The sequence below is a fragment of the Vibrio sp. 2033 genome, assembly GCF_033339735.1.
This window is the reverse complement of the sequence record NZ_JAWOVC010000004.1, coordinates 285,401-304,819: the sequence shown is the minus strand read 5'-3', so window position 1 is coordinate 304,819 and position 19,419 is coordinate 285,401. Positions and strand designations below refer to the sequence as shown.

Annotated in this window: 17 protein-coding genes; 5 read left to right on the top strand and 12 right to left on the bottom strand. The window is 44.2% G+C overall.

Annotation, left to right across the window (positions count from 1 at the left end; all coding sequences use genetic code 11):
• Positions 1 to 108 precede the first annotated feature (108 nt).
• The 6 genes from vpsR to xerD form a co-directional block, all read right to left on the bottom strand.
• On the bottom strand, positions 109 to 1,443 hold the full coding sequence (gene vpsR / locus R7P74_RS08885) for a cyclic-di-GMP-binding transcriptional regulator VpsR (protein WP_225473436.1): 1,335 nt from the start codon (positions 1,441 to 1,443) through the stop codon (positions 109 to 111).
• Positions 1,444 to 1,686: 243 nt separating this feature from the next.
• Positions 1,687 to 3,204: a lysine--tRNA ligase gene (gene lysS / locus R7P74_RS08880; protein ID WP_005382861.1), complete on the bottom strand. Its 1,518-nt coding sequence runs from the start codon at positions 3,202 to 3,204 to the stop codon at positions 1,687 to 1,689.
• Between the two features lie 34 nt (positions 3,205 to 3,238).
• Positions 3,239 to 4,337 (bottom strand): peptide chain release factor 2 gene (gene prfB / locus R7P74_RS08875; RefSeq protein ID WP_100068604.1). Its coding sequence is split into 2 segments (ribosomal slippage): positions 3,239 to 4,261 and positions 4,263 to 4,337, totalling 1,098 coding nucleotides; the frame shifts between segments, so codons are not numbered across the junction.
• Positions 4,338 to 4,510: 173 nt separating this feature from the next.
• Positions 4,511 to 6,250: a single-stranded-DNA-specific exonuclease RecJ gene (recJ, locus tag R7P74_RS08870; RefSeq protein ID WP_017821504.1), complete on the bottom strand. Its 1,740-nt coding sequence runs from the start codon at positions 6,248 to 6,250 to the stop codon at positions 4,511 to 4,513.
• Positions 6,251 to 6,293: 43 nt separating this feature from the next.
• Positions 6,294 to 7,082: a bifunctional protein-disulfide isomerase/oxidoreductase DsbC gene (dsbC, locus tag R7P74_RS08865; RefSeq protein ID WP_005381786.1), complete on the bottom strand. Its 789-nt coding sequence runs from the start codon at positions 7,080 to 7,082 to the stop codon at positions 6,294 to 6,296.
• Positions 7,083 to 7,141: 59 nt separating this feature from the next.
• On the bottom strand, positions 7,142 to 8,059 hold the full coding sequence (gene xerD, locus R7P74_RS08860; protein ID WP_225473435.1) for a site-specific tyrosine recombinase XerD: 918 nt from the start codon (positions 8,057 to 8,059) through the stop codon (positions 7,142 to 7,144).
• A 157-nt stretch (positions 8,060 to 8,216) separates the two neighbouring features.
• Between xerD and fldB the strand changes: the two genes are divergently transcribed.
• Positions 8,217 to 8,735 (top strand): flavodoxin FldB, encoded by a 519-nt coding sequence (fldB, locus tag R7P74_RS08855; protein ID WP_005381790.1) that lies wholly within the window; start codon positions 8,217 to 8,219, stop codon positions 8,733 to 8,735.
• An 85-nt stretch (positions 8,736 to 8,820) separates the two neighbouring features.
• Here the strand turns inward: fldB and brnQ are convergent, their stop codons facing one another.
• Positions 8,821 to 10,131, bottom strand: coding sequence for a branched-chain amino acid transport system II carrier protein (brnQ, locus tag R7P74_RS08850; protein ID WP_005381792.1), 1,311 nt, complete (start codon positions 10,129 to 10,131; stop codon positions 8,821 to 8,823).
• Between the two features lie 330 nt (positions 10,132 to 10,461).
• On the opposite strand from brnQ, the gene R7P74_RS08845 reads away from it, so the two are divergent.
• Positions 10,462 to 11,181 carry a tRNA1(Val) (adenine(37)-N6)-methyltransferase gene (locus R7P74_RS08845; RefSeq protein ID WP_225473433.1) on the top strand — a complete coding sequence of 240 codons (720 nt, stop codon included), beginning with the start codon at positions 10,462 to 10,464 and terminating at the stop codon, positions 11,179 to 11,181.
• Positions 11,182 to 11,288: 107 nt separating this feature from the next.
• The gene (gene srmB, locus R7P74_RS08840; protein WP_225473431.1) at positions 11,289 to 12,512 is read left to right on the top strand and encodes an ATP-dependent RNA helicase SrmB; all 1,224 of its coding nucleotides are present in this window, start codon (positions 11,289 to 11,291) and stop codon (positions 12,510 to 12,512) included.
• Positions 12,513 to 12,621: 109 nt separating this feature from the next.
• Here the strand turns inward: srmB and yaaA are convergent, their stop codons facing one another.
• Entirely contained in the window at positions 12,622 to 13,398 is a 777-nt protein-coding gene (gene yaaA, locus R7P74_RS08835) for a peroxide stress protein YaaA (RefSeq protein ID WP_062730737.1), read from the bottom strand.
• Positions 13,399 to 13,508: 110 nt separating this feature from the next.
• Positions 13,509 to 14,942: an alanine/glycine:cation symporter family protein gene (locus tag R7P74_RS08830; protein WP_005381800.1), complete on the bottom strand. Its 1,434-nt coding sequence runs from the start codon at positions 14,940 to 14,942 to the stop codon at positions 13,509 to 13,511.
• 721 nt (positions 14,943 to 15,663) lie between these two features.
• On the opposite strand from R7P74_RS08830, the gene R7P74_RS08825 reads away from it, so the two are divergent.
• The gene (locus tag R7P74_RS08825; RefSeq protein ID WP_005381805.1) at positions 15,664 to 15,849 is read left to right on the top strand and encodes a DUF3545 family protein; all 186 of its coding nucleotides are present in this window, start codon (positions 15,664 to 15,666) and stop codon (positions 15,847 to 15,849) included.
• 236 nt (positions 15,850 to 16,085) lie between these two features.
• Here R7P74_RS08825 and R7P74_RS08820 read toward each other — a convergent pair whose 3' ends face one another.
• From R7P74_RS08820 to nfo, 3 genes are all read right to left on the bottom strand, one after another.
• Entirely contained in the window at positions 16,086 to 16,637 is a 552-nt protein-coding gene (locus R7P74_RS08820; RefSeq protein WP_005381807.1) for a hemerythrin domain-containing protein, read from the bottom strand.
• Between the two features lie 113 nt (positions 16,638 to 16,750).
• Positions 16,751 to 17,431, bottom strand: coding sequence for a uracil-DNA glycosylase (ung, locus tag R7P74_RS08815; RefSeq protein ID WP_005382846.1), 681 nt, complete (start codon positions 17,429 to 17,431; stop codon positions 16,751 to 16,753).
• 289 nt (positions 17,432 to 17,720) lie between these two features.
• Positions 17,721 to 18,605 (bottom strand): deoxyribonuclease IV, encoded by an 885-nt coding sequence (nfo, locus tag R7P74_RS08810; RefSeq protein WP_005382844.1) that lies wholly within the window; start codon positions 18,603 to 18,605, stop codon positions 17,721 to 17,723.
• Positions 18,606 to 18,931: 326 nt separating this feature from the next.
• On the opposite strand from nfo, the gene grcA reads away from it, so the two are divergent.
• Positions 18,932 to 19,309, top strand: a complete 378-nt coding sequence (gene grcA, locus R7P74_RS08805) for an autonomous glycyl radical cofactor GrcA (RefSeq protein ID WP_005381814.1) — start codon at positions 18,932 to 18,934, stop codon at positions 19,307 to 19,309.
• Positions 19,310 to 19,419 lie beyond the last annotated feature (110 nt).

The window sequence follows — 19,419 nt, the reverse complement described above, 5'->3', positions numbered from 1 at the left end:
CTTTAAAATACAAAACGCCCGATGAAGTACATCGAGCGTTTTAGTTAAAAAGTGTCAACCCATATCAGGACGGGTCATATTCGCCCATTTGACACAGGGAAAGGCCAACTACATGGCTTGTTCGGAAATCAAGTTATGTTTATTAAGTAGTCGATACATGGTTGCACGCGAAACTCCGAGCTCTTTCGCCGCATTTGAAACTTGACCAGAATGAGATTCCAAAACAACCAGCAACGCATCACGTTCACTCTTCTCTCGGATTGCTTTCAAGCTGCGCTTTGAGTCATTACGTTGAGGTAAATCTAAGTGATGCTCTTCAATCATTACGCTGTCGGACATTAATACCGCTCGCTTCACTTGGTTCATCAGCTCACGCACATTTCCAGGCCAGAAATAACGTGTCAGTGCCTTGAATGCATCCTCAGAAAAGCTTTTTGCTTGCGAGTTGTACTCTTTTGAGAACTCTTGTAAGTAGAAACGAGCCAGCAATGCGATGTCACTCGCACGTTCTTTCAAGCTAGGGACATTGATGCGCAGAACGTTGATGTAATGGTAAAGCTCTTCATTGAAGTCACCGTCAATCAAAGCTTTTTCAACATCCGACGAGTTAGCAGCAAGAATACGCACGTTAACCGCTTTTACGCCATCTTTGGTATCAATGGTGCCTTCTTGCAAGAATCTCAGCAGATTCATTTGCTGCTCTTTTGAAATGGTAAGAATGTCATTAAACAACACGGTGCCACCATCTGCTTGTTCAAGCAGGCATGCTTCCATATCTTCATCGGCGTTAATACCAAATACTTCAGCTTGGAAACGTTGTTCATTGAGTGCGCGACAGTTAATTGCCATAAACGGTTTATGAGAGCGTGAAGAGACTTTATGGATGGCCCTAGCAACCGCCTCTTTACCAGTCCCACTTTCCCCAGAAATCAGAATGCTGACGTCCGTTGGACCAATGCGCTTCACTTGATCGCGTAAACGTTTCATCGGGATAGATTCACCGATCAAACCCATATCTAAACTGCTACCAAAACTAGGCCAAACTTTTTTCTCCAACTTAAGCATGCCAAGCTGGTGACCTATTGTGCTTAATAACTGTGCATCTGGGATCGGCGCTGTGAAAAAATCGATACAAAAGTTAACAATGAACTGGCATATGGTGTCAGTGCCAAGCTGAGATTCACGAATAAACGCTAACCAACGTACGTGTTTGTGAGAGCTGACTAAGTTCGCCAAACCATTCAAGCTGAACTCGTCATGGCTGAGATCAACAATACCGATACATGGACCAATATCTTCTAACAGCGTATTAGCTTTGCGTAAGTCACCTACTTGGTGACACTTCCAGCCCACTTGCTCCAGTACCGATAACCAAGGCTCATAAGTACCGCCAACTACCACAAGCGATCCCGGGATGGAATCCATCTTAAACTGCCCAGCCATTCTCTAACCCTTTTTCATTGTTAATAGAAATTTTGTGCCACAAACTTATCTTTGCGAGCGGGTAACATTATCGAGACTCCGCCCCCTCACGTCTGTCTCAGTATTAAGACTATGCAATAGATTGAGATTTGGCGAATGTTTATTTGCATATCCCATTAAAAGGCAAGTGCAACAACTTGAATTACCTTAACTAAAAGGCAAAAAAAACCACCCGAAGGTGGTTTTTTTACTCATCCTATCGAATTACGCTTGCGGGCGCATTGCAGGGAATAAGATCACGTCACGGATAGTGTGCGTGTTAGTCAGTAGCATAACCAAACGGTCGATACCGATACCTTGGCCTGCTGTTGGCGGTAGGCCGTGCTCTAGAGCAGTGATGTAGTCTGCATCGTAGAACATTGCTTCGTCGTCACCAGACTCTTTCGCTTCAACCTGTGCTTTAAAGCGTGCATCTTGGTCTTCAGCATCGTTAAGCTCTGAGAAACCGTTCGCTACTTCACGGCCACCGATAAAGAACTCAAAGCGGTCTGTAAAGAACGGGTTATCATCGCTACGACGAGCCAACGGAGAAATATCTGCTGGGTAACCAGTGATGAACGTAGGCTGCATTAGCTTAGGCTCTGCTGTTTCACCAAAGATCTCTTCAAGAAGCTGACCGCATGTCCAGAAAGGTTCTACTTCAACGTGAACAGATTTCGCGATAGAAACCATTAGATCACGGTTTTGTAGGTCTTCTTCTGTTAGCGCTTGGATTTGCGCGTGGTCTGGGTTGTAGTGCTTGATTGCTTCGAACATGCTCATACGAGTGTAAGTACCACCAAACTCAACCGTTTCATCACCGTAAGGCATTGACGTTGAACCTAGAACTTCTTGCGCCACTGAGCTTAGTAGTTCTTCAGTTAGGTCCATCAGATCTTTGTAGTCTGCGTACGCCATGTAGAATTCCATCATTGTGAATTCTGGGTTGTGGCGTGGAGAAAGGCCTTCGTTACGGAAGTTACGGTTGATTTCGAATACGCGATCAAAACCACCAACAACTAGACGCTTCAGGTATAGCTCTGGCGCGATACGTAGGTACATTGGCATGTCTAGTGCGTTGTGGTGCGTGATGAATGGACGCGCACTCGCACCGCCAGGGATAACGTGCATCATTGGCGTTTCAACTTCCATGAACTGCTTAGAGATCATGAAGTTGCGGATTGCAGACATTACTTTAGAGCGTACTACAAACGCTTGACGAGAGTCTTCGTTAACGATCAGGTCAACGTAACGTTGGCGGTAACGCATCTCTTGGTCAGTTAGACCGTGGAACTTTTCTGGAAGTGGACGTAGTGCTTTGGTTAGCAACTCGTACTCTTCCATGTTCACGTATAGGTCACCCTTACCAGACTTATGAAGTGCACCTTTAACACCGATGATGTCACCGATATCTAGACCTTGGTATTTTTCTTTAAGTACTTTTTGAACCGCTTTGTCAGCGTAAGCTTGGATACGGCCAGAAGTTTCTTGAATTACCAAGAATGGACCACGTTTAGCCATGATACGGCCAGCGATTGCTACTACGTGGTTAAGCTCTTCTAGCTCTTCCTTCGTCTTTTCACCGAACTCTTTCTGAAGGTCGCCCGCTAGTGCGTCACGACGGAAGTCGTTTGGATGGCCGTTCGCTTTGCAGCTCTTTCGGATTGCATCCAGTTTAGCGCGGCGTTCAGCAATCAGCTTATTTTCTTCTAGTACAGTTTCGTTTTGAACAGCATCAGTCATTTTCGATGTATCCTGTTTTTGTCGGTGAAAAGCTTTATAGACCTGATTTCAGGCTAGCTTCAATAAATTTGTCCAGATCGCCATCAAGAACCGCTTGAGTGTTACGGTTTTCAATGCCCGTACGGAGGTCCTTAATACGTGAGTCATCCAATACGTAAGAACGGATCTGGCTACCCCAGCCAATGTCAGACTTAGCGTCTTCATTAGCTTGTTTTTCCGCATTTTGCTTTTGCAATTCAAGCTCAAATAGCTTCGCTCGAAGCTGTTTCATTGCCTGATCTTTGTTCTTATGTTGAGAACGGTCATTCTGACACTGAACCACTGTGTTCGTAGGTACGTGCGTAATACGTACCGCAGATTCCGTGGTGTTTACGTGCTGACCACCTGCGCCTGATGCACGGTAAACGTCAATACGTAGGTCGGAAGGATTAATGTCGATGTCGATGTTTTCATCAATCTCTGGATAGATGAACGCAGAAGCAAATGACGTATGGCGACGACCGCCTGAATCGAACGGAGATTTACGAACAAGACGATGAACGCCCGTTTCAGTGCGTAACCAACCGTACGCATACTCACCAGAGATGCGAACTGTTGCCGACTTAAGACCCGCGACTTCACCTTCAGAGACTTCAATCACTTCAGCTTTGAAGCCTTTCGCTTCTGCCCAACGTAGGTACATACGCAGCAGCATGTTAGTCCAGTCTTGTGCTTCTGTACCACCAGAGCCTGCTTGCAAATCGATGTAACAATCAGAGCTATCGTGGTCGCCAGAGAACATACGACGGAATTCAAGCTTTTCTAGCTTCTCTTCCAACTCAGCAAGTTCTGGTTCAATTTCGTCAAATGTTTCTTGATCTTCTTCTTCTACAGCCAGCTCAAGAAGACCTTCTACATCTTCCACACCTTGCTCTAGTTGATCAATGGTTTCAACAACCGCTTCTAGTGATGCACGCTCTTTACCCAGTGCTTGCGCACGCTCAGGTTCGTTCCATACATCTGGTTGTTCAAGTTCTGCGTTGACTTCTTCTAGACGCTCTTTCTTCGCGTCATAGTCAAAGATACCCCCTCAGGACATTTGTGCGCTGAGACACGTCCTGCAGACGGTTTTTAATTGGATTGATTTCAAACATGTTTACTCAACATTTTAGAATAGAATTTAACCGAGAAATTCTACTGAAAAATGTGACCGAGATACAGGAAAATTTCGGATGAGAAATCAGATTGCGGTGAGAGAGAGCACGGTCATAAAATTTTACGCCCACTTAGGGGCAACCGTACTCTATAAGAAAGGTTGATCTAGGTATTACTTAGCTTCGATATGGTCGATCATCAATTGCAATGATTGATTACCACGAAATTCATTCACATCCAGCTTATACGCGAGACGTACTGTTTTAACCGATGCATCTGGCCATCGACGTAGATCAACATTGAATGCAATACCGTCGATCATCACATTGGTAGGGTGACCTTTATAAAGCGGCTCTAACATCAATTTAAGATGCTTCTCACCCACCAGCTTTTGATGCAGTACTTTAAACTCACCATCAAAGATTGGTTCAGGGAAGGCTTGTCCAAAAGGGCCACCCGATCGCAGCTGTTCAGCAACATGCATAGAGAACTCTTCCGGCTTAAGTTCGCCATCTGACATGATCACGCCTTTTAGCGCCGCTTCATCGAGTTCCTTTTTTACCACTTCATCAAACAAACGACTGAAACGCTCAAAATCCTGCTCTTTAATCGTTAAGCCTGCTGCCATGGCGTGTCCACCAAACTTGATGATCAAACCCGGGTTTTGCGTGTCGATGAAATCCAACGCATCGCGCATGTGTAGCCCCGGAATAGAACGACACGAGCCTTTAATCGTCCCTTCTCCACCATCAGCAAATGCAATGACTGGACGATGAAACTTCTCTTTAATGCGCGAAGCCAAAATACCAATCACACCTTGGTGCCAATCACGTTGGAATAAGGCTAAGCCATAAGGAAGCTCATTGCCTTCACCAAACTGAAGGCGCTCACAGAAAGCCATCGCTTCTTGCTTCATGCCTTCTTCAATCTCTTTACGAGTCTGGTTTAAGCCATCCAATTCACTTGCCATGCGACGAGCTGCGTGGATGTTGTTACACATCAGCAGTTCAACACCGAAAGACATGTCATCAAGACGGCCTGCTGCGTTAATACGTGGACCTAAAGCAAAGCCAAAATCGGACGCAACTAAACGACGCGCATCGCGCTTAGCGACCTCAATTAACGCTTGGATGCCGGGACGCGCTTTGCCCGCACGAATACGTTGCAAACCTTGGTGTACAAGAATGCGGTTGTTTTCATCCAATGGAACGACATCGGCGACGGTACCCAGTGCAACAAGGTCAATCAGTTCCATCAACTTGGGCTCTTGCATCCCCTGTTCTGCAAACCAATTGTGTTTTCGCATATGAACGCATAGTGCCATCATGAGATAAAACGCGACCCCCACACCCGCAAGCGCTTTAGATGGAAAGCTACAGCTCTCAAGGTTTGGGTTCACCATTGCATCCACATCAGGCAACACTTGTCCTGGCAAGTGGTGATCGGTAACGAGCACGGTAATGCCATTTTCTTTTGCGTAACGCACACCTTCGATTGATGAGACGCCGTTATCCACCGTCATGATCATCTCAGCGCCAAGCTCTAAGGCTTGGTCAACGACTTCTGGACTTAACCCATAACCGTCTTCAAAACGATTTGGCACTAAGTAATCCACATTGTGACTACCAAGCATACGCAGCGCGAGTACTGATAATGCTGAGCTTGTCGCACCATCAGCGTCAAAATCACCGACAACGATGATGCGTTTTTGTTCTTTTATCGCCTGAAACAAAAGATCGACAGCTTGCTCAATCCCCCCGAGTTTTTGATATGAATGCAACCCACGGGCCGACGTTTCTAATTGTGAAAGATCCGTTATCCCACGGTTGATGTAGATACGTTTAAGAATCGGAGGAATGGAATCAGGAAGAAGGGAAAGATCTGGTTCAGGACGTCGTTGAATTTCTATCATGCTTGAAAGAGCCGACAACTTTGCCGGCTCTGCTCCTAAAGGATTATAGTTGCTTTAAACGTTTCAATAGCTCTGCAGGTGGTAGGTAGCCACCAACCATTTCGCCATTCGGTAAGAAGATTGCTGGCGTACCAGAAATACCCAATTGGCGACCTAGATTGTAATGCGCCTGGATGGTTTCTTTACACTGTTTCAAGTCTTTCGCAGGGTTATCAAATGTACGATTCACTTTCGCGTTGTGCATTGCCGACGCCGGATCTTCAGCACACCAAATCGTTGCCATTTGCTCTGCCACAGGGCCAGTTGCACCTTGGCGAGGGTAAGCCATGTAACGCACTGTAATACCTAGATCATTATAGCCTTGCATTTGGCTATGCAGACGCACACAGTAACCACAGGTGATATCAGTGAATACGGTCACAACATACTTTTCATCGTCGGCTTTGTATTCGATCATGCTATCGGAGAACTGAGCAATTTTCTCGGCGTTAAGCGGCGCTTGACGCTCTGCTATGACATCTTTGTAACTGCCATCATCATTAATGGCATAAAGCGTACCGGCGATAAAATGGCTACCATCATTTGAAGCAAACAGGATCCCGCCATTGGTTTGAATTTCCAATAAGCCAGCGACGTCTGATGGTTGAATATCAACGATAGATAAACCAAGCTTTGAGAACTTAGTTTTTAATGCTGCTTCATCAAAGCCGCTTTGTGCAGCTGGCGCCACTTGTTGCGCAGGAGTCTCCGTTTGAGCCTGACTTTCTTCTGCACCACAAGCGGTAACAAAAAATGGTAAAGTCAGCAGAGTTAGTCGGCGTAATACGCTCATGAAATTCACCTTAATGTAAAATCGTTTTTCCAAGAAGACATGGATGAATCTAACCATTGTTATGCTCTTGGGTGGTGTTGACTGTGGATCTGCTTCAATCGTTCAGTCGCCACGTGAGTATAAATTTGCGTGGTCGATAAGTCACTATGTCCTAAAAGCATCTGTACGACCCTGAGATCTGCGCCATAGTTCAATAAATGCGTGGCAAAGGCATGACGCAGTACGTGCGGCGACAGCTGATCAGTATCAATCCCTGCTATCAAAGCATAGTACTTAATACGGTGCCAAAACGTCTGACGAGTCATTTGTCTTGCGCGTTTACTAGGAAAAACAATATCAGATGATGTATCACCAAGTAACGCAGGGCGCCCTTGTTGAATGAACGTCTCGATCCAATCGACCGCGTTTTCCCCCATAGGAACCAGGCGTTCTTTACCACCTTTACCAGTCACGCGCACCACCCCTTGGCGCAAGCTAACATTTTCCATGGTCAAACTGACGAGCTCTGTCACACGCAACCCTGTCGCGTAGAGTAGCTCTAGCATCGCTTTATCGCGCAATTCTATAGGGTCATTCGGGTCTGGCGCTTCGAGCAACGCGTCCACTTGCTCTTCACTAATATCTTTGGGTAAACGTTGTGGCAGTTTAGGACTAACCAAAAGCGCACTCGGGTCATCAGCACGCACCTTCTCACGATGCAGGTATTGAAATAAACGGCGAATCGCCGACAACATACGCGCACGAGACGTCTGTTTGTAATCTAAATCTACAAGGTGGCTTTGATATTCTTGCAAGCCAGACAAACTGACAAAATCAAGACGGTATCGATGTTTTTCCATCCACACGAGCAGCTTCATTAAATCGTTTCGGTAGGAAGCCAACGTGTTCTCTGATAGACCACGCTCCATCCACATCGCATCTAAGAATTGCTCAACAAGCGAAAAATCTTGTTGATTGACAGGCTGTTGTGCCGTCATGAATGCTTCCTTATCTGTTTATATTTACAGTATTTAGATTAAAGCACCTGCCAATCCAATACCATAAAAAATCATCCCACATAGGATATTCGCTGCAATCTTCCTCAATTTATGGTTAGAATCTTCCACAACAGCAACACAAATAACGACGAATATAATGAAAATCGGACTCTTTTACGGCTCAACGACCTGCTACACAGAAATGGCAGCAGAGAAAATTCGTACCCTTATTGGTGAAGACCTTGTCGACATTCACAATGTGAAAGAGACACCGTTATCACTAATGGCGGACTACGACTTATTACTCCTTGGCATCTCAACTTGGGATTTTGGTGAAATTCAAGAAGATTGGAACGCGATTTGGCAAGACATCGCGACCACACCACTGAAAGGCAAAGTTGTAGCGCTGTTTGGTCTGGGTGACCAAGAAGGTTACGGAGAGTGGTATTTAGATGCGATGGGCTTACTTCACGATGAATTACAAGCCACAGGCGCAACCTTTATCGGTTACTGGCCAAATGAAGGCTACGAATTTGAAGCATCGAAAGCATTGATCGAAGATGGCAGCAAGTTTGTTGGACTTGCGTTAGATGAAGACTCACAGTACGAACTGAGTGATGAACGCATCGAAAAATGGTGTGAACAAGTTCTTGTGGAATTCCACGACACGCTTTAATAGCGCAAACACGTCATCATTAAAAAGTAAAAAGCCCGATGAAGTAATTCATCGGGCTTTTTATTATCTTGATAACGCGAAGTGATTACGCGGTTTCTTGTGCTAGCTCTGGGCGAGGTTTCGCGATGAAGAACATGCACACGATAGCCGCAAATGTTGGAAGCACCCAACCCATGCCGACTTCGAATAGTGGCAACATGTTAAACGCAGAAACATCAATACCCGATACTTTTGCCGCATCAACCAACGCAAACAGCAGAGATACAAGCAGTACTGCACGGTAAGCAAAGCGTGGATTCGGCAGTTTACTACGCACAAATGTTAGTGCAACCAACGCAATCGCCACAGGGTACAGCGCAAACAATACTGGCACTGACAGCGAAATCAGCTGCGCAAGACCAACGTTTGCAACCAATGCACAAACAGAACCATTAATCAGTACCCATTGCTTGTATGACAGTGGTGTTTTCGAGCTGAAGAAATCTGAACACGCAGAAATCAAGCCAATCGCGGTTGTCAGACACGCTAGCAATACGATGACAGACAGAACGATTTGACCGTATGGACCAAACAACGCTTGAACGTATTGGCTAAGCACTAGGCCACCATTATCAGCACCAGCAGCAACCGTTGCACTCGTCGCACCTAAGTAAAATAGTGAGATGTAAACAAACGCAAGACCAGCAGCAGCAATACAACCTGCATAGATCAGATATTTAGTAGTTGCAGAGCGCTCAGTAATGCCTTTACCGCGCAGTGCATCAACCATCAGCATACCAAACATCAATGACGCGAACGTATCCATTGTGTTGTAGCCTTCTAAGAAGCCTTTGGTCAGAGGCTGCGTTAGGTATTCACCGTGCGCGCCAATCATATCGCCCTGAGGATCAAGGAAGACAGCGACAGCAAGAATGATCAAACCAACGAACAATGCTGGTGTCAGTACTTTACCGATAAGATCGATCAAGCGGCCTTGGAACCATGAGAACATCATCGCTGCGATAAAAAAGATCACTGAGAACGCTGTCAGATGCGTTTGTGACGCCTCAAGGAAGAAAGGTTTCACCGCCATCTCGTAAGCCACTAGGCCAGTACGAGGCGCTGCAAACGCAGGACCAATGATGATGAAAATCAGTGCAGCCATAAGAACTGCCGCTTTTTTCGGAAGATCTTGCGTCAAGTGATCCCAAGAACCACCAGCAACAGCAATAGCAACGATAGTAATAAGAGGTAGACCTACCGCTGTTAGCAAGAAACCAAACATAGCTGGCATTAAGTTTTCACCCGCTAACTGACCCGCTAGAGGTGGAAAGATAATATTGCCCGCACCTAAAAAGAACGCAAATAGCATAAAGCCTACTGCGATAATATCTGTTAGTTTTAACGTCTGCTTCACAGATAACCCTTGTCTTTTAATTAATGAATGTTGTGTATGCTTAGACCACTTTTTGTATACCTAAAGTCAATAAGTACACGTGGTTCAATCTATAAAATTTTCGCCGCATAATGACGAAAGACTCATCATTTGGCAACCTTTAAGAAAAAAACACCATATTAATTTAGTTTTCAAACTTAAAAGCAGTGGATATAACCAGATCCAAATAACAGACCAGTTCTTTATCTCGATCAATTAACAATACAATTTAATAACCAACAAAACAACAATCTATACAATTAATAAACAATAGAGCAATCCACTTAATTATTGAGCAAATATAAAACAATCATGAAGAACAAAAAACTGAAAACTAAAGGCTTCAATTTTAAGCAATTTTGTATTGAGGGTGGCGAGAGTGGTATGCCAGTCAGCACAGATGGGGTAATGCTTGGTGCTTGGATTCAAAGCCCTAACGACGCTAAAATTCTCGATATTGGCACTGGCACTGGCCTGCTTGCCCTGATGTGTGCTCAACGCTTTACGGAAGCTCAAATAACCGCGGTCGATATCGAATTAACAGCCGTTGCTGCCGCGCAAAAAAATATGGCCCAGTCTCCTTGGTCAGATCGTGTAAGTGTGCATCACACCGACATACTGCACTTTACGCCGACACATCCATTCCAACGCATCATTTGTAACCCGCCCTACTTCAACAGCGGCGAGCAATCGAAACACAGTCAACGTGCAACCGCGAGGCACACTGATACGCTAGGCCATAACGCATTGCTACAGCGTTGCTATCATTTGCTTGATGACGAAGGGAGAGCTAGTTTTGTGTTGCCAATCACCGAAGGCGAGCAGTTCATTGAGCTAGCATTAAACCAAGGTTGGTATCTATCGAGGATCTGTCGTGTGCAACCATCAGAAAAGAAACCAGTAAACCGATTGTTATTTGAACTGTCAAAACGACCTTGCGATTCGCAAACGTCACATTTAATTATCCGTTCAAATGACCGCTATAGTGATGATTTCATCCAGTTAACTCGCGAGTTTTATCTTAAGATGTGAAATAACATGTGATCCTTATCACCAATCACTTTATAATGTGCGACCTTTTTGTATTCTATGCTGTTGTGGCGAACCATTAACCAAGCTTTGCTTGTGGAGAACTCATTGTGATCAGAACCTTTGCTGAACTTGATCTAGACCAAAACCTACTTGAAGCCATTGAAGAGATGGGTTATGAACGCCCAACAAAAATTCAGGCAGAAGCGATTCCACAAGCGTTGGACGGTCGTGACATTCTAGCGTCAGCGCCAACAGGAACTGGTAAAACGGCCGCCTTCGTCCTGCCAGCATTGCAATACTTGCAAGACTTCCCTCGTCGTAAGCCTGGGCCTGCGCGTATTTTGATCCTAACGCCTACTCGCGAACTGGCGATGCAAATTGCCGATCAAGCACGTGCTTTGGCAAAAAATACCAAACTCAACATTTTCACCATCACTGGTGGTGTTCAGTACCAAGAGCACGCCGACATCCTTGCAACAACGCAAGACATTGTGGTTGCGACACCTGGCCGTTTAAAAGAATACATTGATGCAGAACGTTTTGATTGTCGTGCAATCGAATGGTTAATCCTTGATGAAGCAGACCGTATGCTAGATATGGGTTTTGCTCCTACTGTCGATCGCCTATCTAACGAATGTCGCTGGCGTAAGCAAACCCTTCTGTTCTCAGCAACGTTAGAAGGGAAAGGCGTAGAAGGCTTTACCGCTGATCTGTTGAATGACCCAGCAGAGATCGATGCAAAATCGCCGCTGCGTGAGCGTAAGAAAATTGCTCAGTGGTACCACCGAGCTGATGATGCTGAACACAAACTGGAATTACTAAAACACATTATTACTCAGCAAGCTGAGCGCACTATCGTCTTTTTAAAGACTCGTGAGCGTTTGGCTGAGCTACGAGCGCAGCTTGAAAGTGCACAGATTCCATGTTCTTGGATTCAAGGTGAAATGCCGCAAGATCGTCGTAACAATGCGATTTCTCGCTTCCGCGATGGAACTGTGAATGTGCTGCTCGCGACGGACGTTGCTGCGCGTGGTATCGATCTTCCGGATGTATCACACGTTATCAACTACGACATGCCACGCACGGCTGATGTTTACCTTCATCGTATCGGCCGTACTGCTCGCGCAGGTAAGAAAGGTAACGCTATTTCAATCGTAGAAGCACACGACCAACAAATGATGGATCGCGTTGCGCGCTACGTGAAGGAAGACATCAAAGAGCGTTTCGTGAAAGAGATGCGTCCTAAACACAAAAAGCCAGTGTTTAAGAAGAAAAAGAAAAAAGACGACAAGAAAAAAGTAGCGAAAAAGAAAACCGCTAAGAAGAAGTAATCTTGTTGGGGCCAAGTAGCTCAAGCTAGAAAATAACAAAGGGTTGGCAATGCCAACCCTTTTTCGTTTGTGCTGATAGAGATTAACGTCGATTACGTCTCAATCAGCTTTATTTTTGCTCTTCGCGTTTAAATACTAACTCTGTTGGCGTCGATTCATCTTCCACAAAGTAGTAACCCGCCGTATCAAACTTAGTCAGGTCTGCCACGCTCTCAACACGGTTTTCAATGATGTAACGCGCCATCATACCGCGCGCTTTCTTCGCGTAAAAACTGATGACCTTGTATTGACCATTCTTACAATCTTTGAATACTGGCGTGATCACTTGCGCATCTAAATTCTTTGGCTTAACCGCTTTAAAGTATTCATTTGATGCAAGGTTGATAAGGACATTATCACCTTGAGCAGAAATCGCTTCGTTAAGCTTGTCCGTAATTACATTGCCCCAAAACTGGTACAAGTTCGTACCCTTGTCGTTTGCAAGCTTGGTACCCATTTCAAGACGGTATGGCTGCATCAAATCAAGTGGTTTTAGTAAACCATAAAGACCCGATAGCATACGCAGATGATCTTGAGCATATTTGAAGTCCGCTTCAGATAAACTTTCGGCGTCTAGCCCTGTGTAAACGTCACCTTTAAATGCAAGAATGGCTTGTCGTGAGTTTTCCGTGGTAAACGTTTCACTCCACTCTTGGAATCGGCCCACATTTAAATCGGCAATCTTGTCGCTCACTTTCATTAAAGAGGCAACATCAGCAGGAGTCAGTTTGCGGCAAACATCAATAAGCTCTTTTGAGTATTCGACCAACTCAGGTTGAGTAAATTTTTCTGTCGCTAACGGAGACTCGTAATCAAGAGTCTTCGCTGGAGAAACTACGATAAGCATGACTTTCCCTTCTCTAATTTTGTTTTTAATAGGGTACAAAAAAAGCCATGCATTGTCTGCATGGCTTTTTACATCGTACTAATAGCTTTCAACTATGAGTGATAGCTCACTTAGTCTTTTTTATCGTTGTACCAAATGCCTTCTTCAAGCTGAGATTTCAGCTCAGGGAAGTCATTCGCATCAAATGTTGGCACTTTGCCTTCACCAAGCTGGCGGTTGTAATCTTTTGCCAGTTTAATCACGATGCCAGATAGCAAGATGATCGCCACCAAGTTGACTATCGCCATCAGACCCATAGAGACGTCAGCAAGCGACCATACGACTGGTAACGAAGCTAGTGCACCAAACATCACCATACCAAGAACAATAACGCGGAAAATGCTTAAGCCCGCTTTGTGATTGTGCTCTAGGAAGATTAAGTTCGTTTCAGCGTACGAGTAGTTTGCAATGATTGAAGTAAACGCAAAGAAGAAGATTGCCACAGCAACAAAAATGCCGCCCCAATCGCCAACTTGTGAGCTCAATGCACGCTGAGTTAGCTCGATACCCGTCACTTCTGTTGCTTGACCGACATACTCACCAGACATCAGGATGATAGCCACTGTTGCAGAACAGATAACGATCGTGTCCATGAACACGCCTAGCATCTGTACGTAACCTTGAGACGCTGGGTGTGGTGGGTAAGGTGTTGCTGAAGCTGCCGCGTTAGGTGCAGAACCCATACCTGCTTCATTCGAGAATAGACCGCGCTTGATACCGTTAATCATTGCCTGTGCAATTGCGTAGCCAAGACCACCTGCTGCTGCTTCTTGCAGACCAAATGCACTCTTAAAGATAAGCATCAATACATCAGGTAATTTCTCTAGGTTAGAGAACATGATGAACAACGCTAGGGCTAGATAAAGTAGTGCCATGATCGGAACGATCATCTCAGCAACTCTTGCGATACGCTTGATGCCACCGAAAATAACAATTGCAGACAGTAAAACAACGGCAATACCGACATACAGGTTATTCCAACCAAATGCGTTGCTCATTGCATTGGCAATTGAGTTAGCTTGTACTGCGTTGAATACCAAACCAAAAGCGATGATTAGGAAAACTGAGAACAACACGCCCATCCAACGCATGCCCAGGCCTTTTTCCATGTAGTAGGCAGGGCCACCACGGTAGTTGCCATCATCATCTTTGGTTTTGTATAGCTGCGCCAGTGTGCTCTCAGCAAACGATGTTGCCATACCAAGCATTGCAATCAGCCACATCCAGAAGATCGCACCAGGACCACCCGCAGTCAATGCAACTGCAACGCCCGCCATGTTACCTGTACCAACACGTGCAGCAAGACTAGTACAAAGCGCTTGGAAAGAGGAAATACCAGCTTTGTCTGCTTTACGGCTGTTCTTAAGAACAGAGAACATGTGGCCGAAATGGCGGAACTGAATGAACCCTAATCGAACGGTGAAGTAAATACCAACACCAACAAGAAGATAAACCAGAATCGAGCCCCAGAGGAGATCGTTCATCAAATTGATTAAGTCTGTCATGTGTACCTCAAAGTGAGTTGCGCCAGTCTATGCGTCCTAGCCATCCACCAAATTGCCTGCTAAGTGTCAAAGTGTGCTTAGCTTTTTAAGTAATGTTTATGGGCAATCTAGAATCGTAAACGTCGCTTCATGCATCCATTTTACGTACCAGCGTATTTTTTGACGGGCGGATAATGCAACCTAGGAGCGCAAAAATCAATATGCAACAATAAGAATAACATTGTTATTTTTCACTATAAAGTCACCAAAAAATAACATAAATAGAAGACTTAACACTCAAACTGCGCAACATTTCAATTACCAAACACCAACATAAATAATTATTCTTCATTAAATGGAATGGTAAACCGTATAAACAAGAACAAGCTAGTATTCACAAGGTGTTACATAAATTTACGCTAGTGACTTACCATCTAATTGAACACTATTTCATCAAACTGATTTTATGCAACTTTAACCTTTGCGCAGTGCACCCATTCATCAAATCGAATTAACATAGAAAATCTCTCTATTTAATCGTTTTCTTGAGATCGTTTGTGCATTTTTTATCCACATCGTTGCAATAAAAAGTGTGATTTTGAGAATATTTTTGCACGAAAATGTCATGCTACCGACACAAATGCGAAATATATCATGGTTATTCTCACGGCTATTGTGGTACTAAAAAAACTCCACAAGGACTGGTTACAACAGTTTAGCTTAAGAAAGGTAAAGGTGGCTTATGGAAGGCTTTCAACTAGATGACATTTTTAATCTGGATACTACCTCAACAACCAAATCTCGTGCCAAACCAGTAAAGCGAAAGTGGCGTGAAATAGAAGAGATGAACGACAGACGCAATTTGCTTAAAGAGCTGCGCGAACTTGATGTCTGTACCGATTATAACTTGGAAGACATTAAACTCTAATTCAAACAAAAGGCACCTTACAGGTGCCTTTTGTTTTTTGTTTACAGTGACCGTAAACACCGTGAGTTTATGTACCAAGGTTTAAGTATGAATACCATTATTACTCAATGAGAATCTTCCGTACTTTTTGCCGAGAAATATGCACACTAAATTTTCGGTTGATTCCCAATAAATAAGAAATGTATCTCACAAACCCGAGAGACGGCTTTCGCTCGCTCAGGTTTCATCATTCAGTCTTAAACATATTCAGTATCACTTTGACGAACACGTTCGGCCAACTGCTTATAACGATCAGCAATCGTGTCACCAAACACAGGATCATCCTCACTGACGCTCCATAAGCTCTCGACATGCTGCCAATCTTCTGTGGTAAATAACTCTTCAATGAGAGGCAAAATTTTTCGCTCTTCTAGCTCCAAGTGGTGCCTTTGCGATTCTATGAAATCTTCTAGGTGAGCGACAAACATGTCTTGTGGCACAACGGCATCCTGAAGGATCATCTCTATCACGGATGAAAACTCTCTGGTTTTACTCGCTAACTCTAGATGTTCTTTCTCTAAATTTTCCATGGTTTGTTGCTTACCATAGTGTTCAAGAAAGTGGTGATAGAGGATATCTTCTTTCGGGTGGTGTACTTTCTCCGAATGATTAGAGAGGTAATCAACAATCTCGCTTACTAACGCATAGTTGATTACACGTTCTTTTTTTATCTCATTAAGCTTATGGCGCAGTATCGCCAACAGACGAACCATATAACCATGTTCGCGTCGAATTCTTTCGATCATCATAGCGTCTCTCCTTAACACCTACTTTTAGTAAGTGTACATGAGAAATTTACTATCAGCCTCGAGCGTGCTCAAAAAAACAGCGATCATACCATCCATGATCGCTGTCTCTTCATTTATACCGTTAATGGCAAATGCCAGTTAATTGGTGCTTTTTCTTGTGATGTAAGCAACTGGTTTGCTTGAGAGAAATGCTTACAACCGAAAAAGCCTCGATGTGCAGAAAGTGGCGATGGGTGTGGGGCAGCTAACACATGGTGCTTATTGCGATCGATAAAACGACCTTTCTTCTGCGCGTGTGACCCCCACAGCAAGAACACTACACCTTCTTGATGCTGATTAATGGCTTCAATCACTCGATCAGTAAACGTTTCCCAACCTGTCTTTGAATGTGAATGCGCTTTACCTTGCTCCACCGTTAATACCGTATTGAGTAACAATACGCCTTGTTCAGCCCAGCTTTGCAAAAAACCATGCTGAGGGATTTGGAAACCTTCAATATCTTGCGCCAGCTCTTTATACATATTAACCAGTGACGGTGGCGTTTTAATGCCAGGAAGTACAGAGAAACACAGGCCATGCGCCTGATTTGGGCCGTGGTATGGGTCTTGTCCTAGAATCACGACCTTAACGTCTTTGAACTCGGTAAAACGAAACGCGTTAAAGACATCTTTTGCGGGAGGAAAAATAGCTTTGCCTGCGGCGCGTTCGGCTTCAACAAAATTCAAGGTGTCTACAAAGTAGCTCTGCTTTTTCTCTTCGCCGATCACATCGTGCCAAGTGGGTGACTGATTCATGGAAAGTTCCTGTCCTAAATTTTGCTTCTATTCTAACGAGCGAAACTCAAACAAACAAAAACTTACCACGAACTTGAGACAAGTAATAAAAGACTAATGCTTCTGTGGCGTTCGAAAATGCCCCTGTCCGGTAATGTGACGATTAGGCATCGGTAAGCGAAGCACGCGACGAGTGAAAGCATAAGGAGTAAAAGAGAGTGGTCGAGACATGTTGGCATCCTTCTTTGCTAATTCAGAGATTGATGTTCAATGACTAAGAAAGAAAGGTGCCAACTTTGTGGTTACGCCATTAACTGGCAATGGCCGCTAAATGGAATTGACGCAATGTGTTGATCTCTTGCTGCCAAATATCTGGATCAATTGTTTCCAAAATCAGAGGGATACCATCAAAACGAGGGTCTTTCGCGATGTACTCAAAGCAATCCCACCCGATCTCTCCTTTACCTAGCGAATGGTGGCGATCTACTTTGCTGGCAAACTCTACTTTTGAATCATTTAGATGCATTGCTCTTAAATAGTGCATACCTACGATACGGTCGAACTCTGCAAAGGTGCGCTCGCAATCTTCTTTTGTACGTAAGTCATAACCAGCCGTAAAGGTATGGCAGGTATCAATACAAACGCCGACACGATCTTTATCTTCCACTTGCTCGATGATTTCAGCAAGGTGCTCAAACTTCCAGCCTAAGTTAGTGCCTTGACCTGCCGTATTCTCGATAACAGCGATCACATTCGGCACCGCTTTATGCGCAAGATTGATCGACTCGGCGATCGTTGCGAGGCACTCCTGTTCAGAGACTTTCTTTAGGTGACTACCCGGGTGGAAGTTAAGCAAAGTCAGCCCTAACTGATTACAACGCTCCATTTCATCAATAAATGCCGCGCGGGATTTATTCAGCTTTTCTTCTTCCGGCGCACCCAAGTTAATCAGATAAGAATCATGGGGAAGAATATGTTCTGCTCCGAAACCCAGCATTTTACAGTTCGCTTTAAACGCACTGATGGTTTTTGCTTCTAAAGGCTTCGCCACCCACTGGCGTTGGTTTTTTGTAAATAGTGCGAATGCATTCGCGCCAATTTCACGAGCTCTCAACGGAGCTTGATCGACCCCACCAGCAGCAGAGACATGTGCACCAATGAGTTTATTCCCAAGCTTGTTTTTCATGTTTGTCATTTAATCACTTTAGACTTTCAGTATTGCTACCTAAATACAGATAGTTGCGTTAACCAGTTTAAACTTTAATCTCAATTTGTAGTAAATTTACAACAAAACTAGTTATTAAATATTTTTTATATTATCAAATAAATTGTAATTAGTTTGTTTTCAAAGGTTTTATTGATTTAACTCAATAAAATTACCTTAATAAAAATAATGTTTTTGGTTGTTTTTTGACTTAAATCAATATTAAAATAGTGGATATTAGCTATATAATACTCAGCTCAACGAAAATTCGAAAATTAACACCAATAATCACCACGTAAGTGGTCTAGGAGATAGTGATGATCCAAGGTATCCAAATTACAAAAGCGGCAAACGACGACCTACTAAACTCTATCTGGCTATTAGATAGCGAAAAAAATGAAGCTCGTTGTGTTGCTGCAACTGCTGGCTACGAAGCAGACCAAGTTATCGCAATCAGCGACCTAGGTGAATACGAAAGCCGTGAAGTTGCAATCGAAACTGCTCCTCGTATCGAAGGCGGCCAACACCTAAACGTGAACGTGCTTAAACGCGAAACACTAGAAGATGCAGTTGCACACCCAGAGAAATACCCACAACTAACTATTCGTGTTTCTGGTTACGCAGTACGTTTTAACTCGCTAACTCCAGAGCAACAACGTGATGTAATCGCTCGTACTTTTACTGAGACTCTATAATCTCTCAGTAAACTAGCTCGCTAGAATTTAAAAAGCTTGGTCAGCAATGACCAAGCTTTTTTTGTTTCAGAATCCTTCTAAACCCTTTCTATAATGGAAAGCAACTCGCC